General features: G+C 61.5%; 17 protein-coding genes and 2 tRNA genes. 7 read left to right on the top strand and 12 right to left on the bottom strand.

Features of this window, described 5'->3' with window-relative positions:
• The first annotated feature begins 61 nt into the window (after nucleotides 1–61).
• The gene (locus LQ772_RS04720; RefSeq protein ID WP_231324488.1) at nucleotides 62–952 is read left to right on the top strand and encodes a LysR family transcriptional regulator; all 891 of its coding nucleotides are present in this window, start codon (nucleotides 62–64) and stop codon (nucleotides 950–952) included.
• 41 nt (nucleotides 953–993) lie between these two features.
• On the opposite strand, the gene LQ772_RS04715 is transcribed toward LQ772_RS04720, so the two are convergent.
• From LQ772_RS04715 to uvrB, 4 genes are all read right to left on the bottom strand, one after another.
• Complete coding sequence (locus LQ772_RS04715; RefSeq protein ID WP_231324486.1) at nucleotides 994–2,352, bottom strand: hypothetical protein; 1,359 nt, start codon at nucleotides 2,350–2,352, stop codon at nucleotides 994–996.
• A 2-nt stretch (nucleotides 2,353–2,354) separates the two neighbouring features.
• Nucleotides 2,355–3,359, bottom strand: coding sequence for a nucleoid-associated protein (locus LQ772_RS04710; protein WP_231324484.1), 1,005 nt, complete (start codon nucleotides 3,357–3,359; stop codon nucleotides 2,355–2,357).
• Between the two features lie 218 nt (nucleotides 3,360–3,577).
• Nucleotides 3,578–3,652, bottom strand: a tRNA-Val gene (locus LQ772_RS04705).
• Nucleotides 3,653–3,769: 117 nt separating this feature from the next.
• Nucleotides 3,770–5,800 carry an excinuclease ABC subunit UvrB gene (gene uvrB / locus LQ772_RS04700; protein ID WP_231324481.1) on the bottom strand — a complete coding sequence of 677 codons (2,031 nt, stop codon included), beginning with the start codon at nucleotides 5,798–5,800 and terminating at the stop codon, nucleotides 3,770–3,772.
• Nucleotides 5,801–5,952: 152 nt separating this feature from the next.
• On the opposite strand from uvrB, the gene LQ772_RS04695 reads away from it, so the two are divergent.
• The 3 genes from LQ772_RS04695 (at nucleotide 5,953) to LQ772_RS04685 (ending at nucleotide 7,010) form a co-directional block, all read left to right on the top strand.
• On the top strand, nucleotides 5,953–6,498 hold the full coding sequence (locus LQ772_RS04695) for a GspH/FimT family pseudopilin (protein WP_231324480.1): 546 nt from the start codon (nucleotides 5,953–5,955) through the stop codon (nucleotides 6,496–6,498).
• Between the two features lie 129 nt (nucleotides 6,499–6,627).
• A complete protein-coding gene (locus tag LQ772_RS04690) occupies nucleotides 6,628–6,858 on the top strand; it encodes a hypothetical protein (protein WP_231324478.1) in 231 nt (76 codons plus the stop codon).
• 75 nt (nucleotides 6,859–6,933) lie between these two features.
• Nucleotides 6,934–7,010: transfer RNA gene (locus LQ772_RS04685), tRNA-Asn, on the top strand.
• A 441-nt stretch (nucleotides 7,011–7,451) separates the two neighbouring features.
• On the opposite strand, the gene LQ772_RS04680 is transcribed toward LQ772_RS04685, so the two are convergent.
• Together LQ772_RS04680 and LQ772_RS04675 are read right to left on the bottom strand one after the other, a co-directional pair.
• Complete coding sequence (locus tag LQ772_RS04680; RefSeq protein ID WP_231324476.1) at nucleotides 7,452–9,041, bottom strand: hypothetical protein; 1,590 nt, start codon at nucleotides 9,039–9,041, stop codon at nucleotides 7,452–7,454.
• A gap of 522 nt (nucleotides 9,042–9,563) precedes the next feature.
• Nucleotides 9,564–10,121 carry a recombinase family protein gene (locus LQ772_RS04675; RefSeq protein ID WP_231324474.1) on the bottom strand — a complete coding sequence of 186 codons (558 nt, stop codon included), beginning with the start codon at nucleotides 10,119–10,121 and terminating at the stop codon, nucleotides 9,564–9,566.
• A gap of 235 nt (nucleotides 10,122–10,356) precedes the next feature.
• Between LQ772_RS04675 and LQ772_RS04670 the strand changes: the two genes are divergently transcribed.
• The 3 genes from LQ772_RS04670 to LQ772_RS04660 are packed head-to-tail and all read left to right on the top strand — an operon-like array spanning nucleotide 10,357 to nucleotide 14,011.
• A complete protein-coding gene (locus LQ772_RS04670; RefSeq protein WP_231324472.1) occupies nucleotides 10,357–12,492 on the top strand; it encodes a DUF1156 domain-containing protein in 2,136 nt (711 codons plus the stop codon).
• The gene (locus LQ772_RS04665; RefSeq protein WP_231324470.1) at nucleotides 12,489–13,526 is read left to right on the top strand and encodes an RNA recognition motif domain-containing protein; all 1,038 of its coding nucleotides are present in this window, start codon (nucleotides 12,489–12,491) and stop codon (nucleotides 13,524–13,526) included. Before LQ772_RS04670 ends, LQ772_RS04665 begins: the two co-directional genes overlap by 4 nt.
• A 17-nt stretch (nucleotides 13,527–13,543) precedes the next feature.
• Entirely contained in the window at nucleotides 13,544–14,011 is a 468-nt protein-coding gene (locus tag LQ772_RS04660) for a histidine phosphatase family protein (protein WP_231324468.1), read from the top strand.
• A gap of 36 nt (nucleotides 14,012–14,047) precedes the next feature.
• On the opposite strand, the gene LQ772_RS04655 is transcribed toward LQ772_RS04660, so the two are convergent.
• The 6 genes from LQ772_RS04655 to LQ772_RS04635 form a co-directional block, all read right to left on the bottom strand.
• On the bottom strand, nucleotides 14,048–14,437 hold the full coding sequence (locus tag LQ772_RS04655; RefSeq protein ID WP_231324466.1) for a hypothetical protein: 390 nt from the start codon (nucleotides 14,435–14,437) through the stop codon (nucleotides 14,048–14,050).
• Nucleotides 14,438–14,582: 145 nt separating this feature from the next.
• A complete protein-coding gene (locus tag LQ772_RS17400; RefSeq protein ID WP_425600837.1) occupies nucleotides 14,583–15,692 on the bottom strand; it encodes a tyrosine-type recombinase/integrase in 1,110 nt (369 codons plus the stop codon).
• A gap of 553 nt (nucleotides 15,693–16,245) precedes the next feature.
• Entirely contained in the window at nucleotides 16,246–17,670 is a 1,425-nt protein-coding gene (ppnN, locus tag LQ772_RS04650; protein ID WP_231324464.1) for a nucleotide 5'-monophosphate nucleosidase PpnN, read from the bottom strand.
• 255 nt (nucleotides 17,671–17,925) lie between these two features.
• On the bottom strand, nucleotides 17,926–21,165 hold the full coding sequence (locus LQ772_RS04645; protein WP_231324462.1) for a TonB-dependent receptor: 3,240 nt from the start codon (nucleotides 21,163–21,165) through the stop codon (nucleotides 17,926–17,928).
• A gap of 232 nt (nucleotides 21,166–21,397) precedes the next feature.
• The gene (gene olsF / locus LQ772_RS04640) at nucleotides 21,398–23,116 is read right to left on the bottom strand and encodes a bifunctional ornithine lipid synthase OlsF (RefSeq protein WP_231324460.1); all 1,719 of its coding nucleotides are present in this window, start codon (nucleotides 23,114–23,116) and stop codon (nucleotides 21,398–21,400) included.
• Between the two features lie 114 nt (nucleotides 23,117–23,230).
• Nucleotides 23,231–23,827 carry a YhgN family NAAT transporter gene (locus LQ772_RS04635; RefSeq protein ID WP_231325902.1) on the bottom strand — a complete coding sequence of 199 codons (597 nt, stop codon included), beginning with the start codon at nucleotides 23,825–23,827 and terminating at the stop codon, nucleotides 23,231–23,233.
• Nucleotides 23,828–23,888: the final 61 nt, after the last annotated feature.

The following is a 23,888-nucleotide window of genomic DNA, read 5'->3' as shown; positions in this document are numbered from 1 at the left end:
CTTGACGCATCAACACAATTGACGAAACATCGCTCAATACGATCTATTTTCTGGATAGTTCATGCTCGACAACGTCACCATCAACCAGTTGCGTGCGTTCGTTGCGGTGTGCGATCAGGGCAGCTTCTCGGGCGCGGCGCGCAAGCTGGCTCGGGCGCAGTCGGCCGTCAGCCACGCGATCAAGGCGCTGGAAAGTGCATTCGATGTCGAGCTGTTCGAGCGCAACACGCGCAAGGCGCAGCTCACCGCGGCAGGGCGCAGCCTTCTGCCGGACGCACGGGCGGTGATCTCGCGCACGGAAGAAATGAAGAACCGCGCCGGCGCAATCGCCAAGGCCGGCGTGCCGCAGGTGTCGGTGGCAGTCGATGCCTACTTTCCGCGCACCCACCTGATCGATTGCCTACGCACGCTGCAGGAAGAATTCCCGACCGCCGCCATCAATCTGCGCATCACGACCATGCAGGGCGGCGAGAACCTGGTGCTCGAAAAAGTGTGCGCCCTGGCCGTCACCATCGAGAACGTGCCGGAGGTGAACCCGCAAGCCATCGAACGCCACTGGCTGCGCGAAGCGGAGATGGTGACGGTATGCGCGCCCTCCTATCCGCTCGCCTCGACACCCGGCCCCATCCCCGTGGACGAGTTCGGCCGGCACATCCAGATCATCGTCACAGACAACCAGCCCGACGCCGAAAAGACCCAACAGGGCGTTGCCGGCAAGCGCCAGTGGCTGGTCAACGACCTCGGCGCCAAACGCGACCTGCTCAAGGCCGGTCTCGGCTGGGGACACCTGCCACGCCACCTCGTCGCCGAGGATCTGGCCGGCGGCGAGCTCGTCGAACTCGAGCGCCGCGCCTGGCACATCCGTTCGCTCACGTTCGTGATCTCACAGCGCAGGGGCCACGATCTCTCGCCGTGCGAGTCGCGGTTGGTGGAGCTGCTTGGCAAGGCTTAGCTCCGTGCGAATCGAAGAAGTTTGGCTGTTTTCCCGCCAGCTCACTGCACGCCCGATCTGGTTTTTATGGACCCGGGTTTTGCTAGCGTTTTGACGGGCGACGGTGCCTGGGCTGTCGTTGCTCTACTCTGCACATGAATAGCTTCGCCGCTCTTTGGATTCAGCTTTGCCGGCCTAGCGGCTCCCCCGGTTCCGTTGGTGGTCGGCGCGGCGGTGCTCCTGTAGGGCGGTACCTTAGTGAAGGCGTATGTGCTATAGGCCGTTGTTGCAATTAACAAGGCTGCAACAACAGCAGGAAACGCCCAAGTGTGCAGGGCTGCTCTCCGCTGTAACAGCGCAAACATCTCTGAGATTCTCCGATGAAGCTGTGGGAAGCGAGTCTCGAGAGAATCATTCTCAATTTTGATCTCTTGCTTTATTTGCTTGAGCGAGTGGCACTGATTGAATAGCAACAGTGCGGCGAAGGCCGCAAAAACCCAAGAACCGAACAGCAATGCAATGTTACCCACGGCGGCCTCAGGATCATTCTTAAGCTGACTTACTATGATCCCCTGGCCGACTGGGATGGCCAGCATCTTTCCAAGCAAGTCGGAAGTGGTCGCGTTTAACTGCAGAACGAACGCCAATCGCTTCTGCTCAAAGCTCTCGCGGACCTTCTCGAAATTGAATTCTGTACTGTAGAGGTCAAAGTCGGCCGCAAAAATTTGGCGTGCAGCCTCGAATCTCTTCACTAATTCCGCAAACCGTTGTTCTTGCGGGGTTGCCTCAAGCAAGCGAACGAGAGCCTTCTTAAAGAGGCTCTTCTTTGCCTCGACGAACGGTGGGCTCTGCAGCTCGATAGAAAGCGCGTCCACGCTATCGACCGGCGGAAGGATCTTCAGGGTTTCGATGTCGTACTTTGCTGCAAAGTCCAATCTCTTGCCGCCTAGCACTACAAATGTAGGGGCGGCCGTCCCATCCCCAAGGACTACATCGGAAACCGTGCGGATCAGCTCGAATAGCCTTGGCACTCTCTGGTATGCCCGTACCAAATCTGGCACATGGTCATCACCAGTGGCATACCCCTCATGGAGCAGAAAGTATTCCGGCGGCGCTTTGTAGAGAAACAGACCTTGCTGGTAGCTAAGGAGTTGTTCAAGGCTTTGAGCAATTACCTTCTGGTTCGAGGTTAACCCATCGAACCGCAATTCCACGACCGTGCCAGGGGCTATGGTTGAAAGAGCCCGGTGCTGCTGCCTCCCTCCAACGTAAATGTCGGGATGTCGATATGCGGACGCCGCTACCGCCAACCGGTCAACCTCCTGGTCGGTTTCTATTTCGATGCGAAGAGATGCACCTTGCAGCTCGCAATGCGCGGCAAGGCGGCACATTCTGACAATTGCATCAAAATCTGCACTCATAACTAGTTGGCTAGATCGTCTACCAGTTGGACGGGCGGATTCTCAATGATGAGCTGGTCATTTTCCACACGAACGCGATGATCGGTTTTGAATTGATGTGACATCGTTAGCTTGAACTCTTTGCTACTGAAGACATAGTCAGCCAGCTTACGAAGTGAGCTACGGTCCGCAATGAATTCATCCGTTGGGCGGTTTGGATGGTTATTCAAAAATGAAGTGAATTGCTCAGCGTTATCCGGCGAAACAACTGCCGCAACAGCGAGAAGGTTTATGGGCTCACGTGCTTTTGTTCGTTCGACCGCGTAGTCAAATACGCGACGCATCACGGCCACCGTGTCATCCTCCGAAAGCAGGCCAGCGTCCATCTGGCGCTTACAGTATTCGTCCACAACAGCTGCGAGCTTGCCCGACTCGACCTTGGAGTCCGCCATCATGTCGCAGCCGATGAACTCCCTGAAGTAGTTCGATGGATGCCCCAACTCGCGTTTACACACAAAAGTCAGATAGCGATTGTCGTCGCCGGCGATCCAGGCGGAAAGGTTAATCCGGGCCGCGACTTGTAGTGTATGCACGTTGAGATGGTCCGCATCACGCACACGCGCGAGTCCTTCAAACATGCTTCCCTTTGCGCTGTTTAGCTTCACGATGAGCAGGTAATGCTCGTCGCCACGCATGTAATGCACATAAAGAGCGTGCCCACCCGTGGACAGTAGTTGCTGGCGCATCAGAAACGCGAGGCGGTTAGTCGCCGTAGTTGACGCAGCAAGGAAGTCAGTGCCTCCCTCGTGATACGCCCGGAACAGCGCGGACAGGGGATAGTTCACCTCATCCGGCTGGAAGATTCCCGACTGCTGGGCACACCTTGCGTTGTAGCTTTCGAGGATCTCGTCAACTAGGCGATTAAGCTGCGGCGAAACCTCAAGCAGCCCCTCCGCCGGAGTGACAGCAACCTCATCGCTATGTGCGATTTTGGAAACGTAGTGAACAGCGGCCTTTACTACTTCCATGCCCATCCCCCTTGCCAACAACACTCCGCACTTGAGAGTAGCAGGCTCTTCGCAAAGCTGGCGAAGGCGTTAGTGTGCGGATAGGATCGGAATGGCATGTCTCACCGACCGCGACGGCAGCAGTCTCGAACCAGAGTGCACTTTCCCCTGCTTGGGGGCAGGCTTCTCGGGGCATAAAAAAGGCCGGCGCAATGCGCCGGCCTTTTCGTTTCAACTCTTGGTGGGCGGTACAAGGATCGAACTTGTGACCCCTACCATGTCAAGGTAGTGCTCTACCGCTGAGCTAACCGCCCAAGAGCCGCGAAGTTTAGCAAGGGTGGGTGGGGATGCCAAGCCTTTCGGGTAGGCGGGTTCGAGGCTGGGGCGGCCCCTCACCCCAGCTCCCCGGAGGGGAGAGGGAGCCGAGCGTGTCAGCTCTGCAGCGCCTGCTCGCGCAGCTTGTGGATCTGGTCGCGCAACTTCGCGGCTTCCTCGAACTCCAGGTTCTGCGCGTGCTTGTACATCTGCGCCTCGAGCTTCTTCATCGTGGCGGCGGCCTGGGCGGGCGTCAGGCCCGCGTACTCGCCGGCGCTCTCGGCGACCGCCCTGCCCCGCGCGCCCTTGGCCGCCTTGCCACGGCCGCGGGCAGAAGGCTCGGCGCGGGCGCCTTCCATGATGTCGGCGATGCGGCGCACGACGGTCTGCGGGGTGATGCCGTTGGCTTCGTTGTAGGCGATCTGCTTCTCGCGGCGGCGGCTGGTTTCGTCCATCGCCGCCTGCATGGATCGCGTGACCTGGTCGGCGTAGAGGATGGCCTTGCCACGCACGTTGCGGGCGGCGCGGCCGATGGTCTGGATCAGCGAGCCCGTGGAGCGCAGGAAGCCTTCCTTGTCGGCATCGAGGATAGCCACCAGCGAGACCTCGGGCATGTCCAGGCCCTCGCGCAGCAGGTTGATGCCGACCAGCACGTCGAACTCACCCAGGCGCAGGTCGCGGATGATCTCGGTGCGCTCGACCGTCTCGATGTCCGAGTGCAGGTAGCGCACCTTCACGTCGTGCTCGGAGAGGTATTCGGTGAGGTTCTCCGCCATGCGCTTGGTCAGTGTGGTGACCAGCACGCGGTCGCCCATGGCGATGCGCTTCTTGGCCTGGCCGAGCAGGTCGTCGACCTGGGTGCGCACCGGGCGCACTTCCACTTCCGGGTCGACCAGGCCGGTGGGGCGCACCACCAGTTCGGTGACGGCGTCGCCGGATTTTTCCAGCTCGTAGTTGCGCGGGGTGGCCGAGACGTAAATAGTGCGGGGCGCGCGGCCTTCCCATTCCTCGAAGCGCAGCGGGCGGTTGTCCATCGCCGAGGGCAGGCGGAAGCCGAACTCGACCAGCGTTTCCTTGCGCGAGCGGTCGCCCTTGTACATGGCGCCGAGCTGCGGGACGGTGACGTGCGATTCGTCGACCACCAGCAGCGCGTCGGGCGGCAGGTAGTCGAACAGGGTCGGCGGCGGCTCGCCGGGGCCGCGGCGCGTGAGGTGGCGCGAGTAGTTCTCGATGCCCTGGCAGAAGCCGACCTCGGCCATCATCTCGATGTCGAAGCGGGTGCGCTGGTCCAACCGCTGCGCCTCGACCAGCTTGTTCTCCTTGTACAGGTAGTCCAGCCGCTCCTTGAGCTCGACCTTGATCGTCTCGATGGCGTTGAGCACGCTCTCGCGGGTGCTGGCGTAATGGGTGCGCGGGTAGACGGTGTAGCGCGGAATCTTGCGGATGGTTTCGCCGGTGAGCGGATCGAACAGCGAGAGGCTTTCGACGTCGCCGTCGAACAGCTCGATGCGCAGCGCTTCGGTTTCCGATTCGGCGGGGAACACGTCGATGTTCTCGCCCCGCACGCGGTAGGTGCCGCGGCGCAGTTCCATCTCGTTGCGGGTGTACTGCAGCTCGGTGAGCTGGTGGATCAGCTTGCGCTGGTCCATGTGCTCGCCGACCGAGAGGATCAGGCGCAGCGAGAGGTAATCCTCCGGATCGCCCAGGCCGTAGATGGCCGAAACGGTGGCGACGATGATCGAGTCCTTGCGCGAGAGCAGCGCCTTGGTCGCGGCCAGGCGCATCTGCTCGATGTGGTCGTTGATCGAGGCGTCCTTCTCGATGAAGGTGTCCGAGGCGACGACGTAGGCTTCGGGCTGGTAGTAGTCGTAGTAGCTGACGAAGTACTCGACCGCGTTGTGCGGGAAGAACTCCTTGAACTCGCCATAGAGCTGCGCGGCCAGCGTCTTGTTCGGCGCCAGCACCACGGTCGGGCGCTGCACCTGCTGGATCACGTTGGCGATGGTGTAGGTCTTGCCCGAGCCGGTGACGCCGAGCAGCGTCTGCGCGGCGAGGCCGGCCTCGAAGCCTTCGCTGAGTTTGGCGATGGCTTGCGGCTGGTCGCCGGAGGGCTGGTAAGGGGAGACGAGCTGGAAACGGTCGGTCATGGCTGACGGATATGCGGGCGGATGGGTCGATCTTAAAGGCGCCCTGCTGACAGGCTCTGTCAGCACGAACCCACGAAATGGCGGCGTTCAGGCTGCTTCCGGCGTCCCGGTGCTGCCCCGGATGATGCGCGTTCCTCGCAGGGAGCGACGGCATGGCAGGGATGCAGGAAAGCGGACGCCGCCGTATGCGCGGCGTCACGCTGGTCGAGCAGGTGATGGTGGTGGCGATCCTGGCGATCCTGGCCGGCATCGCCAGTCCGTCGCTGGCGGGACTAGTGCGTCGCGGGCGGGCGCAATCGGCGCAAATGGATTTTATCGAGGCGCTCGGCTACGCGCGAGGCGAGGCGGTGCTGCGGCGTGCGCGGGTACTGTTCTGCCCGACCCGCGATCGCGTGCATTGCAGCGAGGAAAGCCGTTGGGACGGTGGCTGGCTGGTCGGCGTCGACCGCAATCGCGACAACCAACCGGATGCCGCACCGTTGCGGGTGGGCGACAGTCATACGCGCCTGGTGATCCAGGGCAGCGAGTCGCGGCGGCATGTGACGTTCCTGTCCGATGGCAGCGCCCCTGGCAGCAATCTGACCCTGCTCTTCTGCAATCCGGGTGGGGGCGGAGAGCCGCTTGGCGTGGTGGTGTCGAATTCGGGACGGGTGCGCGGGAGCCGGCCGCGGGGCAAGCGGGCCGAGAGCTGTTCGTAGTTCGCGCAGGGGCCTCAGCCCGCCGCAATGACATATCAAAGCCGGCGGGATTGAGCCCATCTACGGTTACACCGGCTGTTCACGGGTCGGGTGCCACAACCGCTGCGTACTTCCATCCCGAGGTGCGCCATGGCTTACGGAGATCCGTCGAACCGCCGACCGTCACCGCCGCAGCCGCCGCCGGACGCCACTCCATTGCTCGCCGCCGCGCAGCGTCATCTGGAGAGTGCAGGTGTTTCGGCGTGCGTGGTGCGCAGCCCGGATGGTGATCTGATGGTGGCCGTGGGTGCACCCTCGGACCGGCTGTTTGTCATGTTGGCTCGGCAGGCGTCCTCGGCGCGCGACGCAGAGGGCAGCTGAGCGGCAAGGGGCGGGAAAGGTGCTCCGCCCGCTTGACAGCCCACCTGACGCTATTCAAACTACGCAGCTCACCCCGCCCGAATAGCTCAGCTGGTTAGAGCACTTGACTGTTAATCAGGGGGTCGTTGGTTCGAGTCCAACTTCGGGCGCCAAATTTGAAGGCCTTGCAGCGATGCAAGGCCTTTTTCTTTTGGTGAGGGCACGGCATCGGTGGGGGCGGTGTAGGGGCAGCTGACCAAGACCGGTGCCGCCGGTGTGAAAGCTTCTTTGAGAGCGGCTAGCTTCGAGCTCGAACCTGGGTTCGCTAGGTTGGTACGTTCCTTACCGCGCGCGCTGAGAAGCCGGGATGGTGGGTTTCGGCCGTGATGCGGGCCATCGCTGGCGATAGGGCGTAGACGATTGCGTCGAACGTGCCGGCGCCACCGACCGCGCATGCCATGGTTACTACATACGTTTGCATAGGTGGGGCTCGCGTGGGGAAGGTGTCGCACACATGGCTAGCGCGTTGGGTACAACGGTTACCTAATATCTCCTGAAACCCGCCCCCCTCCCTGTGGGCAGCGGGCTCTGCCGCGCTGACCGTTTGTGTGCACCTAATTTGCCTGGGAGCGATAGAAACGATACTTCTCGAATACCCTACGCCGTCCGGCGAGGACCTTCTGTGCTTCAGAACCGGAGGAGCGTGGCGACCATGGCAAGCAGTGCTCTAGAAGCAGACTGAAAAGCGCCAGTGCCTTGTCTCCCCTATCAGACAGGCCCATGTATCGCTCAGGTCTGTCTGCCAAATCCAAACGGTCGCCTAGCTGCGTCTGCGTGTGTAGGGCGTGGGCAAGCCTAGCCAGTAACCCTGGGACTGTCGCTTCGTTGGCCTCAAGTTCAACGTCCATGAGCTGGCGGATGCGTTCCTGCCTTCGGCCATCGGTGAGCATGCCCGGAAGGCCGATGAGAATTCCAAGGATTTGGTGTACGAACTTTGTTCCAGACGGAACAACCTTTGTTGGCATGAGGGAGGCTGCAAAGGGCCAGGCACTTAGCTTCGCAGGCTCGCAGCCCGTGAGCTGTTGCACCTCTCCGGCTAGGTCCCATGGACACAAGATGACGAGCTCGGGCTTGCGGACGCTCGCGCTGAAGCTCATCACCGTCGTTCGAATGTGGTCCCTCAGGCGCCGTTTCGAATAGTCCCTCAGGCTAAGTCCAGTCTGCAAAGTCATAAGGCGAAGGATGTCTGGAGCCATATGCGAAACCTTCAGCACTGACCGACTAAGGGGACGGCAGGTGCTCATCGACAGGTAAGCAGGCGTGAAGCTTCCAAAAATAGCCTCTCCCACCACCTGGACTTCGGAGCAGGCCCGAATCCCAAGGAACGTGGCGGCGGCGTGCTTGGATTTGACGAGGTCGGTTGCTACTACAGAAACCCGCAAAGACGATGGGGCGTATGGCTTAGTTGCAAGCAACTTCAAAGCACACTGCCGCTTGTGAAAGTAAGCATCTAACAGTGCTATGGCGCACTCATCCCGCGTCAAGAACACTTGCGGGACTGACCTATCAGCGAACAGCTGAATTGCGTGCCTATCGTGAGGACGAGAGACAAGGCGCTCCTCAAACGAGGCGCCGGTCTCGGCTAGGTCCTTCCACCCGACGTTGACCGTGCTCAGATGGTCAAAAACCACGAGAGCTGAAGCCCAGGACGCTATCTCTTCCACCGGCTTGGCATGGCCTAACCGACCGATGGCTATGATGGTGACCGCCCCCGCGTCCGGTGCGCAAAGCGCACGTTCGGCGAGCCTCACCTTGGCTTGGAGGCGAGCTCGTCCTAGCGGGGTAAGCTTTTCGCGCCTTTGGCGGTCAGCAGCCTTGTCTACCTTGGGCGCCTCAAAGGGCTGCAAATTGCCGACCTCGTACTTGGTTTCAACTCCAGTTACTTTGGCTGCTGCTTCGTTCTCACCAAGAATCCTGCGAACCTTTATCCCGGCCCGCACCAGCTCGACCTCCGCACTGTCGCCGCGCTCGGGTGAAGCAACGACCCACACGAGCGAGTGGCCTTGCTTCAGCAGAGCTTGGGCAACATGGACAGGGAAGTCTGGTAGTTGCCAGTGGACCACGACCGGGACCTCTGGCTTCGAAGCAATCGCGGTAGCTACTGCCGATGCTGCAATTCGGCTGGAAAGGTTGTTCTCGGGCATCGGTGGCTCTGGAGGTCGGTTCTAGCTGGGTAAAATTTCTTTCAAGTTGCTGTTTTTGAACAAAAAAAGACCACTCCCTTATAAGGGAGGCCTAGGTTAAGTGATGCGGCTATGCGTGGTTCCCTGGAGAAGCCCGAGTGGTGGCCAAGCTCACAGCGAAGCGAGAGTTGGCCGCCACCGTGAGCTGGCGGGACCCGCCAGCTCACAAGCTTTGGAATAAACGTAGGCATCCGCACGTCTGCACCCGTGCGGATGCCTAAGCTGGGGTGACGCATGCATCACCCCAGCTATCGGAACCCAACACAAGTCGAGTTCTCGAACGTGCGGAGTCAGGAGGACCCCTTTCAAGCTATCGACATTAGAGAATTACGTCCAGCCTCGGTTCCGGGCCACCAGACGTGTTGCATTCGCCGAGGCCACGCCCTCTGGTAGGGGGCGTGCAACATTTCTCGGTACCACGATGGCTGGCGTCATGGCGCAGCCTCAACGTCCCAATTAAAAGCCGTTCCAGGACGCCAGGTGCTAGTCGGTTAGTGCTCTGTAGACAGTCGCACGACTTACGTGAAACCGCGTCTGCAGCTGAGCTATGGAGAACCCCTCCTGCTCCCGCAAGCGCCGTATGGTGAGCTTCTGCTCGTCCGTCAGGCTCTTCTTGCGACCGAACTTCACTCCAGCCGACATAGCGGCTTCGATGCCTGCCTTCTGGCGTTCGGACCTAATGTCCAGCTCGAAGGCTGCGAATGTGCTCAGAATGCCGAACAGCAGTTTGCCCTCGGACGTGGAGGTGTCGATTCCTTGGTTGATGACCTTCAGGTTGACGCCCTTCCTGTGGAGCCGGTCGGCGATTGAGGCTAGGTCCAAGACGCTTCTCGCCATACGGTCAAGGCGAGATATCACCAACGTATCGCCCTCGCGGACGTACTCCAGGCATGCCTTCAGTTCCGGGCGGTTGTCGCTATAGCGCGCAGACCTCTTCTCAGCAAAGACTTTGGTGCAACCAGCCAACTCGAGCTCACCGAGCTGGACTGCAAGGGACTGAGAGGTCGAGCTGACCCTGCAGTAGCCGACAATCTCGCTCATGAGCGTCTCCAAATCTCCAAGAAATTATGAGAATACTATATTGAGACGACTTCTGATACGCAGAGCAGGGGGTCTCAACAGGTATACTTTTCGGTACTGCGCATGGTTCCGTGCGGCCTCTTCCTTAACTGTCGAGGAGAGGAGGGACCAGCGACGCTCCGGAATCGAGGGGGCCGCACCGCTGCTCCTCCAAGAGCGGGAGCACCACACACCATCGCCTGCCGCCAGGACTGACTTGAAACGCAACCGGTTAGAAACTGCGTTTGACGCGACTTTTGCTTCAACGCAAGCGCTCCGCGAGAAGCAAATCCAGCAGAACTACAGGCCCATCATCGGGATACACAAGTGGTTTGCGCGGCGGCCCGGCACACTGTTTCGGTCGCTTCTGCTCGCCGAATTCGCTCAAGCACCTCTGCCTGAAGCCTTCTGGGAGGGCCAGAGCTGCCGCGGCGTCGTGGCAGACCCGTTCATGGGAGGTGGCACCACCCTCTACGAAGCCTCGCGTTTAGGGTTGAGCGTTGTGGGGAACGACATCAACCCTATGTCTGCTTGGTTGATTGAGCGTGCCTTCGATGGCCTAGATGTGGCAGACCTCCTTGAGGTGGCTGGAGGCTTGGCCGAAGAGGCCGACCGAAGCCTGGGCGAGCTCTACAAGACCACCTGCCAATGTTGTGGACAAGCGGCAGAGGTGAAGTATTTCCTATGGGTCAAGACATGCACGTGTCCTGGTTGCGACCAAGTGGTGGATGCTTTCCCGGGGCACCTCTTGGCAGAGAACGTTCGACACCCGAATTACGTCGTGGGGTGTACCGCTTGCGGCGAGCTGAATGAAGTCTCAAGCCTCCCCAGTGCCGGTGAGTCTTGCTGCGCTGCCTGCGGAAGCAAGTTGACGGGGGGCAACTACAAGCGCGGCAAGGTTACTTGTCCTCACTGTGACCTAACTTTTGGCTTTCCGAGCAACGACGCACCACCTCCGGAGCATCGGATGTGGGCAATCGAGTATCGCTGCGCTGCCTGCTATGGTTCTTTGCAGGGCCGTCAGTTCAAACGACCGGACGCAGATGATTTCGAAAGGTACGAGAACGCCAAGGCGGAGCTGCAGACCTCGTCTTTCAGCCAGCTCATTCCGGAAGATGCGATTCCGAAGGGAGACGAAACCGCTCGGCTACACCGTTGGGGCTATCGGACATACCGCCAAATGTTCAATGACCGGCAGTTGTTGTCATTGAGCTACTTGTTTTCCAAGACTTTGGAGGTTCCTTCGGCGCCAATACGCTATGCACTACTGACGGTCATCTCCGACATACTTCGTTACAACAACATGTTGTGTCGTTATGACACCTACGCATTGAAGTGCCAAGACATCTTCAGCGTCCATGGTTTTCCCGTGGGTCTGGTTCAATGCGAAAACAACGTGTTAGGCATTCCAAAGGTAGGGTCTGGCGGCTTCAGGCACTTCGTCGAGAAATATGCTCGAGCCAAGAACTATTGCGCCAAACCCTTCGAGACCGCCTTCTCTGGCAAGAAGAAAGTTCTTGTTTTTCCTGACGGAGAAACCATCGGTGCGGACAACTGCAAGTCCGTCAGCATCAGTTGCCTGCCATCGCAGGATGTTCCGCTTGAGCCCGGCTCCCTAGATGGAGTCTTTACCGACCCGCCGTACTTTGCGAACGTTCAATACTCCGAGCTCATAGATTTTTGCTATGTATGGCTACGGAAGGCGATTGACGCGGACCATCACGCATTCGCAAGCATCTCAACGAGGTCCGACCATGAGGCGACGGGTAATTCCACGGCTGGCCGAGGGTTAGAGGAATTTACCAACGCATTGTCACTGGTATACCAGAACTTCTGCGGAGCGTTGAAACCTGGGGCACCGTTGGTCTTTACCTACCACCACAACGACCCTTTGGCCTACGTGCCGTTGGTTGTTGCTGTCCTTGACTCGGGCATGGTCTGCACGGCGGTTTTTCCCGCGGCTGCCGAGATGTCGGCGTCTCTGCATATAGCGAACACGTCTTCTTCGGTGGTCGATTCGGTCTTCGTTTGTCGAACTTTCTCAGACGCCAGCGAGCCTGCACAGAACGAAGCTGAGCTTGAGGCCGTTTTGCAAGAAGACATACGTCAGATGGCGGCGGCGGGCGTGAAAGTTAGCGGAGGTGATGTGCGTTGCCTCTTGGCAGGAAGGCTGGCTGGGCTCGCTATCAACTCCTGCCATACGGATTGGCAAAGGTCCCCCCCAATCGCTGAGCGGATGAACTTGGCCTCCGAAGTGTTACGGCTCTTGATGTTGCGCGTTGGCTTTGATGGCTTAGCCCAAGAAGCGCTTGCCAAGTTAACTTCAGGAACAAAAACAAGGCTCTACAAATGACCCATCCGTTCTGCCTCACTGAAGAGGAGCTCGAGGACCGGCTCAACGAGATGGTAGAAGTCACCTTCAGTGACCTGACCTCGCAGTTCCTCACCTTGCCCCGGGGCACCGGGTTCATCGAATTCCAGGACTTCCAGGACGCGTACGAGGTCCTAAAGAAGTACACAGATGGATTCCGCCAACTGACGGAAGCTACAGTCTGGTTTGCGTTGTGCAAAGATGCGTTGTGCTTAGTCGTTCTAAGGACGATTTTGGGCCTTTCCCCTCCCGAGTGGGCCGATTTGGCGACTAGCGAGACGGGTATCTCTGTACCGACAAACGCGGCTCGCTCCTTCGATACCAAGGTAAGGTCTAGAAGGGACCTCTTCGCGGCACGGCTAGCCACACTCTCGCAGGCTCGGGTGAGCGCTCTTGTCCGTGTGGCCGTTGAAGCGCTGAGCAAGCCGGTCCCCGGCGTCGGGTCTGGTGCGGTTCATCGTCTCGACAAATTCGATACGCATGCGGCGCCCGCCTCCCTAGTGCACGCCGCCAACAACCACGTCCCTTACGCTGTTCTACTCTACGAGCGCTACTTGGGGCGACCCTTCGCAAGCCATCGGGACGCGGTCTCCGAGCTCATCGGTGATGTCATGGAGAGCGCTATAGAGAGCGAACTAGCGAAGGCTGGGATAACTTTTCGCAAGACTATGCGTGCAGAGCGAGTTCCAGAGTTTGACCAAGCCCCCGATTTCTTCGTGCCAACGGAAGTCTGCCCTGGCGTCATCATAGAGGCGAAGATTACCGGGGACGACGGCACGGCAAGGGATAAGGTAGCCCGCATTCTCCGCCTCGCCTCAATGCGGGATGAGCGCTTACGGAACAAGCAGCGCACCTTTCAGCTGGTTGCCTGCATAGATGGTCGGGGATTTGGAGTCCGCCGAAGCGACATGCGCGACATGCTGAGGGCTACGAAAGGCAAGGTGTTCACTCTGAGCACATTGCCGCAGCTGATTGCGAACACCGACCTAGCTCGCTATTTACCCCAAGCTCTGTAGCTTTCAAGGAGAGAAAGATGGCCTGGACCGTACTAACGCGCGGTAAGCACGAGGGGAAGACGCTGCCACAGGTGATGTTCTCGGACCCGGACTGGTTTTTCTGGGCCTTTGGAACGAAGTTCTTCGCCCAGAGTCAGGCGTTGCAAGCCGAAGCTGACGAAATCTTTAAGAAGGCTAGACACATTAAGGTGCCGCAAAAAAGTGGTGAGGCGCTTAGGGTTCAGCATTACATTCATCGCCCGACGTCAAAGTATTCGCATTTCGAGTTAGTTCCGGATAGCCAGCCTCCGCACATCGGCGCGAGCCAGGCCATTCGCGCCGACGTGATTGATATGGCTCTACCGCGCCAAATCTCGCAGTACGACAAGCTTGGCTACAAAAACTTTTTGAGCAGCTTGAAGCACGTCTTCTTTGGCAAAGATGCTCGGATGACAAAAGCTCGGTGTGAACAATTTTTCGACCAAGACGAACTCTTTCAGCTGTAGTCGCAAAGAGCCCGGCTGTGCCGGGCTTTTTTTCTACTACTGGTTCAGTACGGAGCTGTAAACCAAAACGTCACCCCTATAGCTGTTGCCGTTGACTGTTCCATCAAGCTCAAGCTGGGCAAGGCACCAATCATCTATTTTTCTTGCAGCCACAACGGAGTACTGGCGGCGGTTTATTAGTTCGTAGGCAATTGGTCCGTAGACATAGTCCGCTCGTCTGAACAGGTATGTACCATCCCCTTGGCGGAGAGCTGCCGAGTCACTAACCACGGCCTGATAACACTCCGAATCAATGCCATCAAGTTTCGCCTCGTCAAAGAAGGCATGCTTTGCCTTCAGTCCCAAGCCCAACACCACAATTGCCAGGCTGCCAAACAGCATGGCGGTTCCCAGCTTTCCCAGCTGTGGCTGTGATTCCTTGTTCATCCCCCTGTCTCCCCAGCGCCTTCCATTGTTGGACGACCTAACCCAGCGCCACAGGTGGCCATCTCGGCTTAAATTGGTAAATGAATCTGTGAACGCAAGTATGCCTCGCCCGGCCAGCTAGGTGAATAAGCCCAGAGAAGGCCGGTCAAACGCTAGAGGGCACCAATCTGCTCCGTGCTTTAGTTATGGCTGAATCCACGTCTGAGAGAGCGCGTCGCTGTGCATCGTGTTCGAGATGCGCGTAACGATGGGTCGTTGCTGCTTGCGTGTGTCCCATTAGCTTGCCTGCGGCGTGCAGACCATGGCCCGCAGATACCACCCGAGCTGCAAAGCTGTGCCTCAGGGTATGTAGGGTGACGTCATCGCTTAGGTTGGCAGACCTAAAAATGGAGCTGACGGCGCGCTTAGGGCTGGCCAGACGTTCGCCGGGAACTCGACCGGGGAAGAGCCAGTCGTTCTCGCCAATAGCCCCTGCCTGGCCCTTCATGTCTCGTAGCAATGCAACTGCTGCCGGCGAAATGGGAGTGGAATGAATGCGGTTCTGCTTGGTGTGATGACTTGGCTTCGTCCACGTCCCTGCCTGAAGGTCAAATTCACCCCACGTCGCTGATAGAGTTTCACCCCTTCGCGCCCCGGTGAACACGAGCAGCCGGATGAGGTTCGCTACCGAAGCGTGGCGGGATGCGTCACACGCGGCGAGCAGCCGGGCTGTCTCCGCCTCTGACAGGTACCGCTCGCGTCGCACTTCTGGATTCCGCCTGACCCCGCGACAAGGGTTATCTATGCGAAGGCCTAACAGGCATGCTTCATGAAACATGCTTGAGAGCGTGGCAAGGACACGATTGGCGGTTGTCCGGCGAGCACCTGCTCGGTTGCTAGCGATAGAGGTGGTTTCCGTGAGTCGAAACAGCCGCAGTACGTCTGCTGTTTGGACATCTCTCACGCGGTAGCGGCCGAGCTCGGGAAGGATGAAGCGGTCAAGGTAGCTTGTGTACTGCGCCTGGGATGCCGGGCGGAGTTTGGGAAGATGGGACTCGCTGTAAGCGTCCGCCAGCTCCTGGAGTGTCCATGCCTCGCGGGAGGCGGCGGCCTCCCTGGTCGGGTCACGACCCTCTAGTAGGCCGAGCAGCAACGAGCGTGCACGCTTGCGTGCATGTTCCACTGCCATCACGCTCGCACGTCCGAACGAATGCTTTACCTTGCGTCCGTCTATGCGGCCTTCGATGGCGAAGGACTTATGGCCCGACCGGGTCACAACCAATTTGAATCCAGTGATGTGCGTGTCCCAGTACTCGCCTGGTCCGGCGCTAGCAACTAATCGCGTCGTGATATGGGTCTTGGCCACTGCTACGTCCAAGTTTGGTGGAGAGTCGCGCCCTTGCCGCGGGGGGCACTGTGGGGGCGTCGTGAGCGGAGGTCGCTTAGATTTCAGGTGGCAACCGTAGCCTCACCCTGTCTCAAATCTTGAAAAGAATGAGGCACTTGAGCTCACTAACCCTGCCAGTCGATGGGGAAGAGTGGAAGACTGTTAATCAGGGGGTCGTTGGTTCGAGTCCAACTTCGGGCGCCAAATTTGAAGGCCTTGCAGCGATGCAAGGCCTTTTTCTTTGTCTTTTTCAGATGATCCGAACTGGAAGCCGCGGATGGCAGCCTCTCGGGTGAGCGACGGGGACGGGCGGCCGAGATCGCCGTCGGACCGTTTGCGGGCGCCTCAAAAATCGGCGGTCCCTTGCAGGCGCGCCTTGGGCGCCCCAGCAGTTGCGCTGCCCTCGCCCCAATTCACCGGGGGCGGGGGGCAGCGCGCGCTGTCAAGCGGCCGGAGCCGTCTCCGTGCCCTCTGCGCGCACGCGGTAGCAGGGTACGTAGGCCGAGCCGCCAGGGAGCTTCATGCGGTGCTGGCTGACGAAGGCCTGCAGCAGTGCGTCGAGCGCCCGCATGATGTCCGCCTCGCCGTCAATGTCGAACGGGCCGTGTTCTTCGATCGCGCGCACGCCCTCTTCCTTGACGTTGCCGGCGACGATGCCGGAGAACGCGCGGCGGAGGTCCGCCGCCAGCTCGTGGCGAGGGCGCCCGCGGTGCAGGGCCAGCGCGCGCATCGCCTCGTGGGTCGGGCGAAACGGCAACTGGAAGGCGAACGGGATGTCCAGCGCCCAGTTGAAGAAGAACGCGTCCTTGGTGTCCAGGCGATGGTTGCGCACCTTGTCGACGCCCTTGACCATCGCGCGCGCCACCGCGGCCGGATCGTCCACGATGATCTGGTAATGCTGCGCCACCTCTTCACCCAACGAGAGCTTGAGGAAGCGGTCGATCTGCTCGAAGTACGCGGCCGACTGCTTGGGACCGGTGAAGATCAGCGGGAACGGGACGCCGGCGTTCGACGGATGCAGCAGGATGCCGAGCAGGTAGAGGATTTCCTCGGCCGTGCCCACGCCACCGGGGAACACCACGATGCCGTGCGCCATGCGGACGAAGGCCTCCAGGCGCTTCTCGATGTCCGGCATGATCACCAGCTGGTTGACGATCGGGTTGGGCGACTCGGCCGCGATGATGCCCGGCTCGGTGATGCCGATGTAGCGGTTGTTGCGCCGGCGCTGCTTGGCGTGGGCGATGGTGGCGCCCTTCATCGGGCCCTTCATGGCCCCCGGGCCGCAACCCGTGCAGATGTCCATGCCGCGCAGGCCGAACTGGTAGCCGACCGACTTGGTGTATTCGTATTCGTCGCGCGAGATCGAATGGCCGCCCCAGCACACCACCAGGTTGGGGTCGATGTGCGGCTTGAGGATGCGCGCGTTGCGCAGGATCTCGAACACCGCGTGGGTGATGCCCACGGTGTCGTCGAGGTCGAAACCGCCCTGCTCCAGCTGCGTGGAGACGTACACGATGTCGCGCACCACCGCGACCAGCAGCTCGTTGATGCCGCGGATGATCTGGCCGTCGACGAAGGCCTGCGCAGGCGCATGGGACAGCTCGATCTTGATGCCTCGATCCTGCTGCAGCACCTGCACGTCGAAATCGGGGTACTGCTCGAACATCGAGCGCGGGTCGTCGCTGATGTTCCCGGAGGTGAGCACGGCCAAGGCGCAGCGGCGCAACAGGGCATGCAGGCCCGAGCCGCTGGCGTCGCGCAGGCGGGCGACTTCGTTGCGCGAGAGGATGTCCAGTCCGCCCGCCGGCGAGATGCGCGCGCTGACGGTGGCGGGCTTGCCGGCGCGGCCGGCGTGGGTGTCGTTCATTCTTGCCTTCTCCTGCCGCTGACGTCGTCCGGCCTGATGCCGGCGCCGTGGCGGACCGTGTAGCTTCCCGCGCGCGGCGGGCCAGGGTCAAGCCGGCGCGTCCGTCGCCATCCTGTAGGAACCCGCTTGCGGGCGATGGTTTCGGGATGGTCAGCAGCATCGCTTGCAGGCGAACTCCCGCAAAAGCGTGAGGGGAGCGCAAAAAAAACCGGCGCCCTTGCGGGCGCCGGCCTGACTTGCCGAGGTCTGTGCCTCTTAGAACGTGTAACGCAGGGTCAGCATGGCCGACCAGCGCGACACGACGCGGGTCGGGTTGCTGCCCGCGTCGTAGCGCACCAACTGCTGCGGCTGGTAGTTGCCGTTCTCGTCGGTGGGCAGGTAGTACAGGTACTGGCCCTGCGCATTGACGCCGTTGTAACCGGCCAGCGTGCGGGTGTTGAACTGCGTGTTGACCGTCTGGCCCCAATCGTTGTTGAGCAGGTTGAGGAAGTTGTAGATGTCCAGACGGAGGACGCCCTTGTTGCCCTTGAAGATGCCAGGCACTTCCTGCGCGAAGCTCATGTCGAGCTCGTTCACCCAGCTGTAGTGCGCACCGTTGCGCGAGGCGATCTGGCCGCGGTGGCTGTTGAGGTAATCGTCACTCGAGATGAAGTCCTGGAACTGCTGGATCACCTGCGCCGACGCGCCGTCGAAGGCCACCTTCGAATCGTTCAAGGTCGGGATGTAGGCCGGATCCTCGTAGGTGATGCCGTCGCCATTGGCGTCGCCCGAGAAGATCCAGCTGTACGGCAGGCCGTCATGGCCGTTGTAGAACGCCGACACCGAGGTCTTGTAGTCGCCGAAGAAGGCGTGCTGCCAGGTGAGCGAGGCCTTGATCGTCTTGGCGATGTTGCGGTCGGCGGTGGCGGCCACTTCGTCGTTGACGTTCTCGCGCACCACGTAGGCGTAGCCGGAGGAAGCCTGCGAGCTGTTGCCCGGGTTCACCTCGGTGGCGTGGCTCATGGTGAAGGCCAGGCTGCCGGCCCAGTCGTTGGAGAACGGCTTGGACAGGGCCAGGGTCAGGGCGTCGGACTTGCCCTTGTCGGTGTTGGTCAGCAGCGTCGACGCGCGATCGAAGTCGAAGTTGCGGTTGGCGGCCGCATCGCGGCTGTTCGGGAACTCACCCGGGGTCGCCCAGTACTGGAAGCGGCCGTCCGGCAGCACGCCGGTCGGCGCACCGATGTTGATCGCCTGGTAGTAGATGCCGTTGCGGGTCTTGAAGTGCTGCAGCTCGACCGACCCGATCATGCCCCACCACGGCAGCTCGCGATCGAACGCCAAGGTGGTCTTCCACACGCTCGGCAGCTTGAAGTTCGGGTCGATGGTGTCGACGTCGCCGCTGACGCTGCCGGCGCCGGCCGGACGGTTCTGCGCGTACGGGTCGGGGCTGAACGCCGCGTCGGCCGGATCGAACGAGGAGTAGCTCGCCACGGTCAGGCCGTTGTTCTGGTACGGGTTGGTCATCCACACCGTCGGCGGGCTGGTCTGGAACAGGCCGAAACCGCCACGCAGCTGGGTCATACGCTCGGTATCGAACGCATAGTTGAAGGCCAGGCGGGGCTCGACGACCTTGTTCTTGGCTCCCAGCTTGGTGTTGTTCGGGTAGCCGAACGCCTGCTCGAAGGCCGGGTTGTACAGCGGGGCCTTGTTGGCCTGCGGGATGTCAACGCGCACGCCGTAGGTCAGCGACAGGTTGTCGTTGACCTGCCAGGTGTCCTGCAGGAACGGGCTGTACTGGGTGTAGGTCCAGTTGGCCGCGACGTCGTTGAGCGTGTAGCCGTCCGCCGGCTGGTACAGGAAGTACGAGTCGTAGTTGCCGGCAGCGAAGTTGTCCAGGCCGTAGAACGTGTAGTTGCCGTGCTCGGTGCGGCCGAACAGGTTGTAGATCTTCGAGCGCTGGTAGTCGATACCGGCCTTCAGGGTGTGGTCGCCCAGGTACAGCGTGCCGGCCAGGAACGCCGACCACTTCTTGGTGCTGATCGCATTCTCGTGGCGGTACTGGTCTTCACCCAGGTTGATCGACGGACCGAAGCCCGACGGATCGAGGTACACCTTCACCTGCGGCTGGTTGATGGCGTTGCCGGCCAGCTGCTCGAACGACTGGTAGCTGACCTTCGCCTCGGTCGAGAAGTTCTCGGTCCAGTCGTCGAAGAACTGCAGCGCGGCGTTCTTGGTCAGGCTGTCCTTGGTGTACCAGTAGCTGCTCAGACCGATCTGGTTCGAGCTGTTGCCCTGAATGATCGGCTGGGTTTCCTTGGTGTACTGGTAGGTCAGGCTGGCGCGATGGTTGTTGGTGATGTTCCAGTCGATCTTCGCCAGGTAGCGCTTGTCTTCCAGCGTCACGCCGCCCGCACCGAACGAGCCCGGCTGCAGGCCGAGGGCGTTGGCGGTGTCGATCACGCGCTGCAGGTCGCCCGGCGAAACCTTGTTGGAGGTCGACGGGCCATTGCCCAGCGACGCGTCGAGGCCGTTGGCCGAATCGGCGCCGATGCCGGTGGTCTTTTCCTGCTCGGCCGAGACGAAGAAGAACAGCTTGTCCTTGACGATCGGGCCGCCCAGCGTGATGCCACCGGTCCAGTCACGGGCGTAGCCGGTGTACTCGTAGCCCGGCTCGTCGTGATCCAGCCAGCCGGCGTTGCCGACCATCTTGTTGGCGTTGCGGTAGGCGTAGTAGACCGAGCCGTGGAACTCGTTGGTGCCCGACTTGGTGACCGCGTTGACGTCGGCACCGACGGTGTCGGACACGACGTCGAAGTTGGCGGTCGAGATGTTGTACTCGGCGATCGTGTCGACCGAGATCGGCGAGCCCTGGTACGGCAGGCCGTTGGCGTTCAGGCCAAACGGGTCGCCCTGGGAGATGCCGTCGACGCTGATGTTGTTGTAGCGGTTCGGCAGGCCGGCAACCGAGATCGAGCCGTCGCCCTGATCGGTGACGTTGATGCGCGGGTCAAGACGCGCGATGTCGTCGATCGAACGGTTGCCCTGCGGGGTGCTTTCGAGCTGGCGGCCGGACACGTTGGTCGACAGGCCCTTGTTGTCCGGCGTAAAGGTCTGCATCAGCGCCGAGGCGGTGACGGTCACGCCGCCGAGGTTCTGCGCTTCGACGGCGGCCATCTTCAGGTTGACCGCGGAGGTCTGGCCCAGCTGCAGATAGACGTTGTCCTGCTCGCCCTGGTTCAGGCCGGACTTGGCGGCGGTGATGTCGAACGGACCACCCACGCGCAGGCCCTGCGCGACGTAGCGGCCCGAGGCATCGGTGGAGACCACCTTGGTGGTGCCCGACGGCTCATGCACGATCGTGACGGTGGCGTTGGCGACCGGCTGACCCGACGCGTCGACCACCTGGCCGGCTACCGCCGACGAAGTGACGTTCTGCGCGATGGCAGGCGCTGCACCGACCGCCAGCAGCGTGGCGATGGCAAACGGCAGGGCCTTGGCACGAATTGGACTATTCATCGTTATATCGACCTGTATTGGCTTGCAACGGAAAATTCGATGTCGGAACAAAAACACGCCGATGCCGGGCCTTGGGCCAGGCATGCGTCACGTGTGTGTTTCCCCTAACTTCTTGGCGCAGCTATCGTCCAGCAGCGATGGGGCCACCCCATCTACCGACCAGTTGTTAAGCAAACTTAACGATAGTTTATGACAAGACGAAGTCCGAATCACCCCTTTCGTGGGTCGGATTTCATGCGCCAGCCCTGCCGAGGTAGCGCGCGCGCTTGGCGGGCTTGAGATTGGCAAGGTCGAGCATCACCAGGCCGTCGACGCAGCCGGAGAAACCCGGATCCTCACCGAAGTCCAGGAACTGCACGCCTTCGGGCTCGACCAGATCGACGTACTGCCGGTACAGCACTGGCAGGCTCACGCCCAGCGCGTCCAGGTGGTGCTTGAGCTTGCCCAGCCCGGCCTGCGCGTCCAGCCCCTCCAGCGCGCGGCGGACCAGCCCGACCACGCCAGGGGAGATCACGAACGGCTGGCGGGCGGAGGCCAGTCCCGGCGTGCCGAAATAGTGCTGGTGCGCGGCGGCGATCCACTCGCGCGCCTCGCGCGGCAGGCTGACCGACATGCTCACCGGACCGAACAGGTAGCGCAGCTCCGGATGCCGCTGCAGGTACAGGCCGATGCCCTGCCACAGCTGGTCCAGCGCGCGCGAGCGCCAGTAGGCGGGCGCAATGAAGCTGCGGCCCAGTTCCAGCCCCTGCGCCAGGCGCGATTCCAGCGCAGGCGAATAGTTGAAGAGGCTTGCGGTGTAGAGCCCGGCCAGGCCGCGCTCGGCGATCAGCCGGCCGCCGTGGCCGAAGCGGTAGGAGCCGACGATCCGCAGCGCCGCCGGATCCCACAACAACAGATGTTCGTAATGCGGGTCGAACGCGTCCAGGTCGCGCCGCGCGTTGGTGCCCTCGCCCACCTTGCGGAAGGTCAGTTCGCGCAGGCGCCCGATCTCGCGCAGCACCGTGCTGTCGGCCGCGCCCTTGAACAGCCACGCCTGCTTGCCGTCATTGAGCTCGGCCAGCTTTTCGCCCTGCGCCTGCAGCTCCGCGGCCACCCGCTCGGCCGGCTCCGGATGCGCCAGCGGCACCTGGCCGCCGAAGATCAGTCCGCGCCGGCGGCCGACCCGGTAGACGTGCCGGCGCATGAGCTTGGCCGCCCGCTCGGGCGAGTCGCCGCTGCGCTCGAACAGTTCCGCGGCACTGACCAGCGCGCCGACGCTGAAACCGATCCGGCGCTTAATGGGCGCCACCGCCTCGCGCGGCAGCATGGCGGTGCTGAGCGGCTTGGCCAGCATGGACAAGCCGTAGAACATCGCGGAGTTGCGCGCCGCCACATGCACCGGGAGCACCGGCGCGCCGCTGCGCCTGACCAGTCGCGCGAATCCGTCGGACCACTGCCCGTCGCGCACCCCGTGCGGCCCCATGCGCGAGACCTCGCCGGCGGGAAAGACGATCAGTGCCTCGCCCTGCTCCAGCGCGCGATAGATGCCGCGAAGCTTCGACGCCGCGCCTTTGCCGAACACGTCCACCGGCAACAGCAGCCGACGCAGCGGCTCGATCGAACCGAGCCAGTCATTCCCCAGGATGCGCACATCCGGCCGCACCGATCCGACCAGCTGCAGTAAGCCGAGCGCATCGACCATCCCCAGCGGATGGTTGGCGACCACCAGCACAGGCCCATCCACCGGAATGTTCTCGCGCTCGCGCGGACTGACGTGATAACTCGCGCCGAGCACGTCCAGCGCACGCTCGACGAAATCGAAACCCTCGGCACCGCCGACGGCGTCGAGCACGCGATTGAAGCCCACTTCGTCCGCGAGGCGGCCCAGCAGCCCGGCCACCGGGCGACGGAGCCGCGGATGCTGGGCCAGCCATGGCAGGCGTTCGACAAGGGTCCGTTCGACGCTGAGCACGACCGCCTCCTGGGGTTTTCTCCCATGCTGGGCGCGAAGTATGACAGCAGCACGACGGCACCTGAGCACCGCCGACGCACAAACATGCGCGCACGCACGGTTCGAGCGAGCGGGTCAGACCTGCATGTGCAGGAAGGCTGCAACGCCACCCATGAACATCTGCACCGACAGCGCGATCAGCAGCATGCCCATCACGCGTTCCAGCGCAGTCAGCACGCTCTCGCCCAGCCAGCGGAACAGGTAGGTGGAAGACAGCAGGATTGCCGAGGTCGCCAGCCATGCCAGCAACAGCGCGATGGCCCAGTCGGCGGTGCGCCCGGGCGACGTGTTGGTCAGCAGAAGCAACGCGGCCATTGCCGAGGGGCCGGCGACGCCGGGAATCGCCATCGGCACGATGAAGGGCTCGCCCTCGCCCGGCTTGCCGAAAATGCCGCCCTCCGGCGGCGGGAACACCATGCGGATGCCGATGAGGAACAGCACGATGCCGCCGGCGATGCTGATCGACTCCTGGCGCAACTGCAGCAGCTTGAGGATGTGCTGGCCGCCGATCAGGAAACCCAGCAGCACGCCCAGCGCGATCAGCAACTCGCGGATCATCACCCAGCGCCGGCGCTTGGGCGGCACGTGCTTGAGCAGGCTCAGGAAGAACGGCACGTTGCCGAGCGGATCCATGATCAGGAACAGCAGGATGCCCGCCGACAGGGTGGTCATCTGCGTTTCCATGGAGGAACTCCTTCGGCTCGGTATCTGGGGTCAGGATGCCATGCCAGGC

Origin of the sequence: Frateuria edaphi, from assembly GCF_021117405.1 — a bacterium.
GTDB classification, from domain to species: Bacteria; Pseudomonadota; Gammaproteobacteria; order Xanthomonadales; family Rhodanobacteraceae; genus Frateuria_A; species Frateuria_A edaphi.
This window is presented reverse-complemented; position numbering and strand designations above follow the sequence as displayed.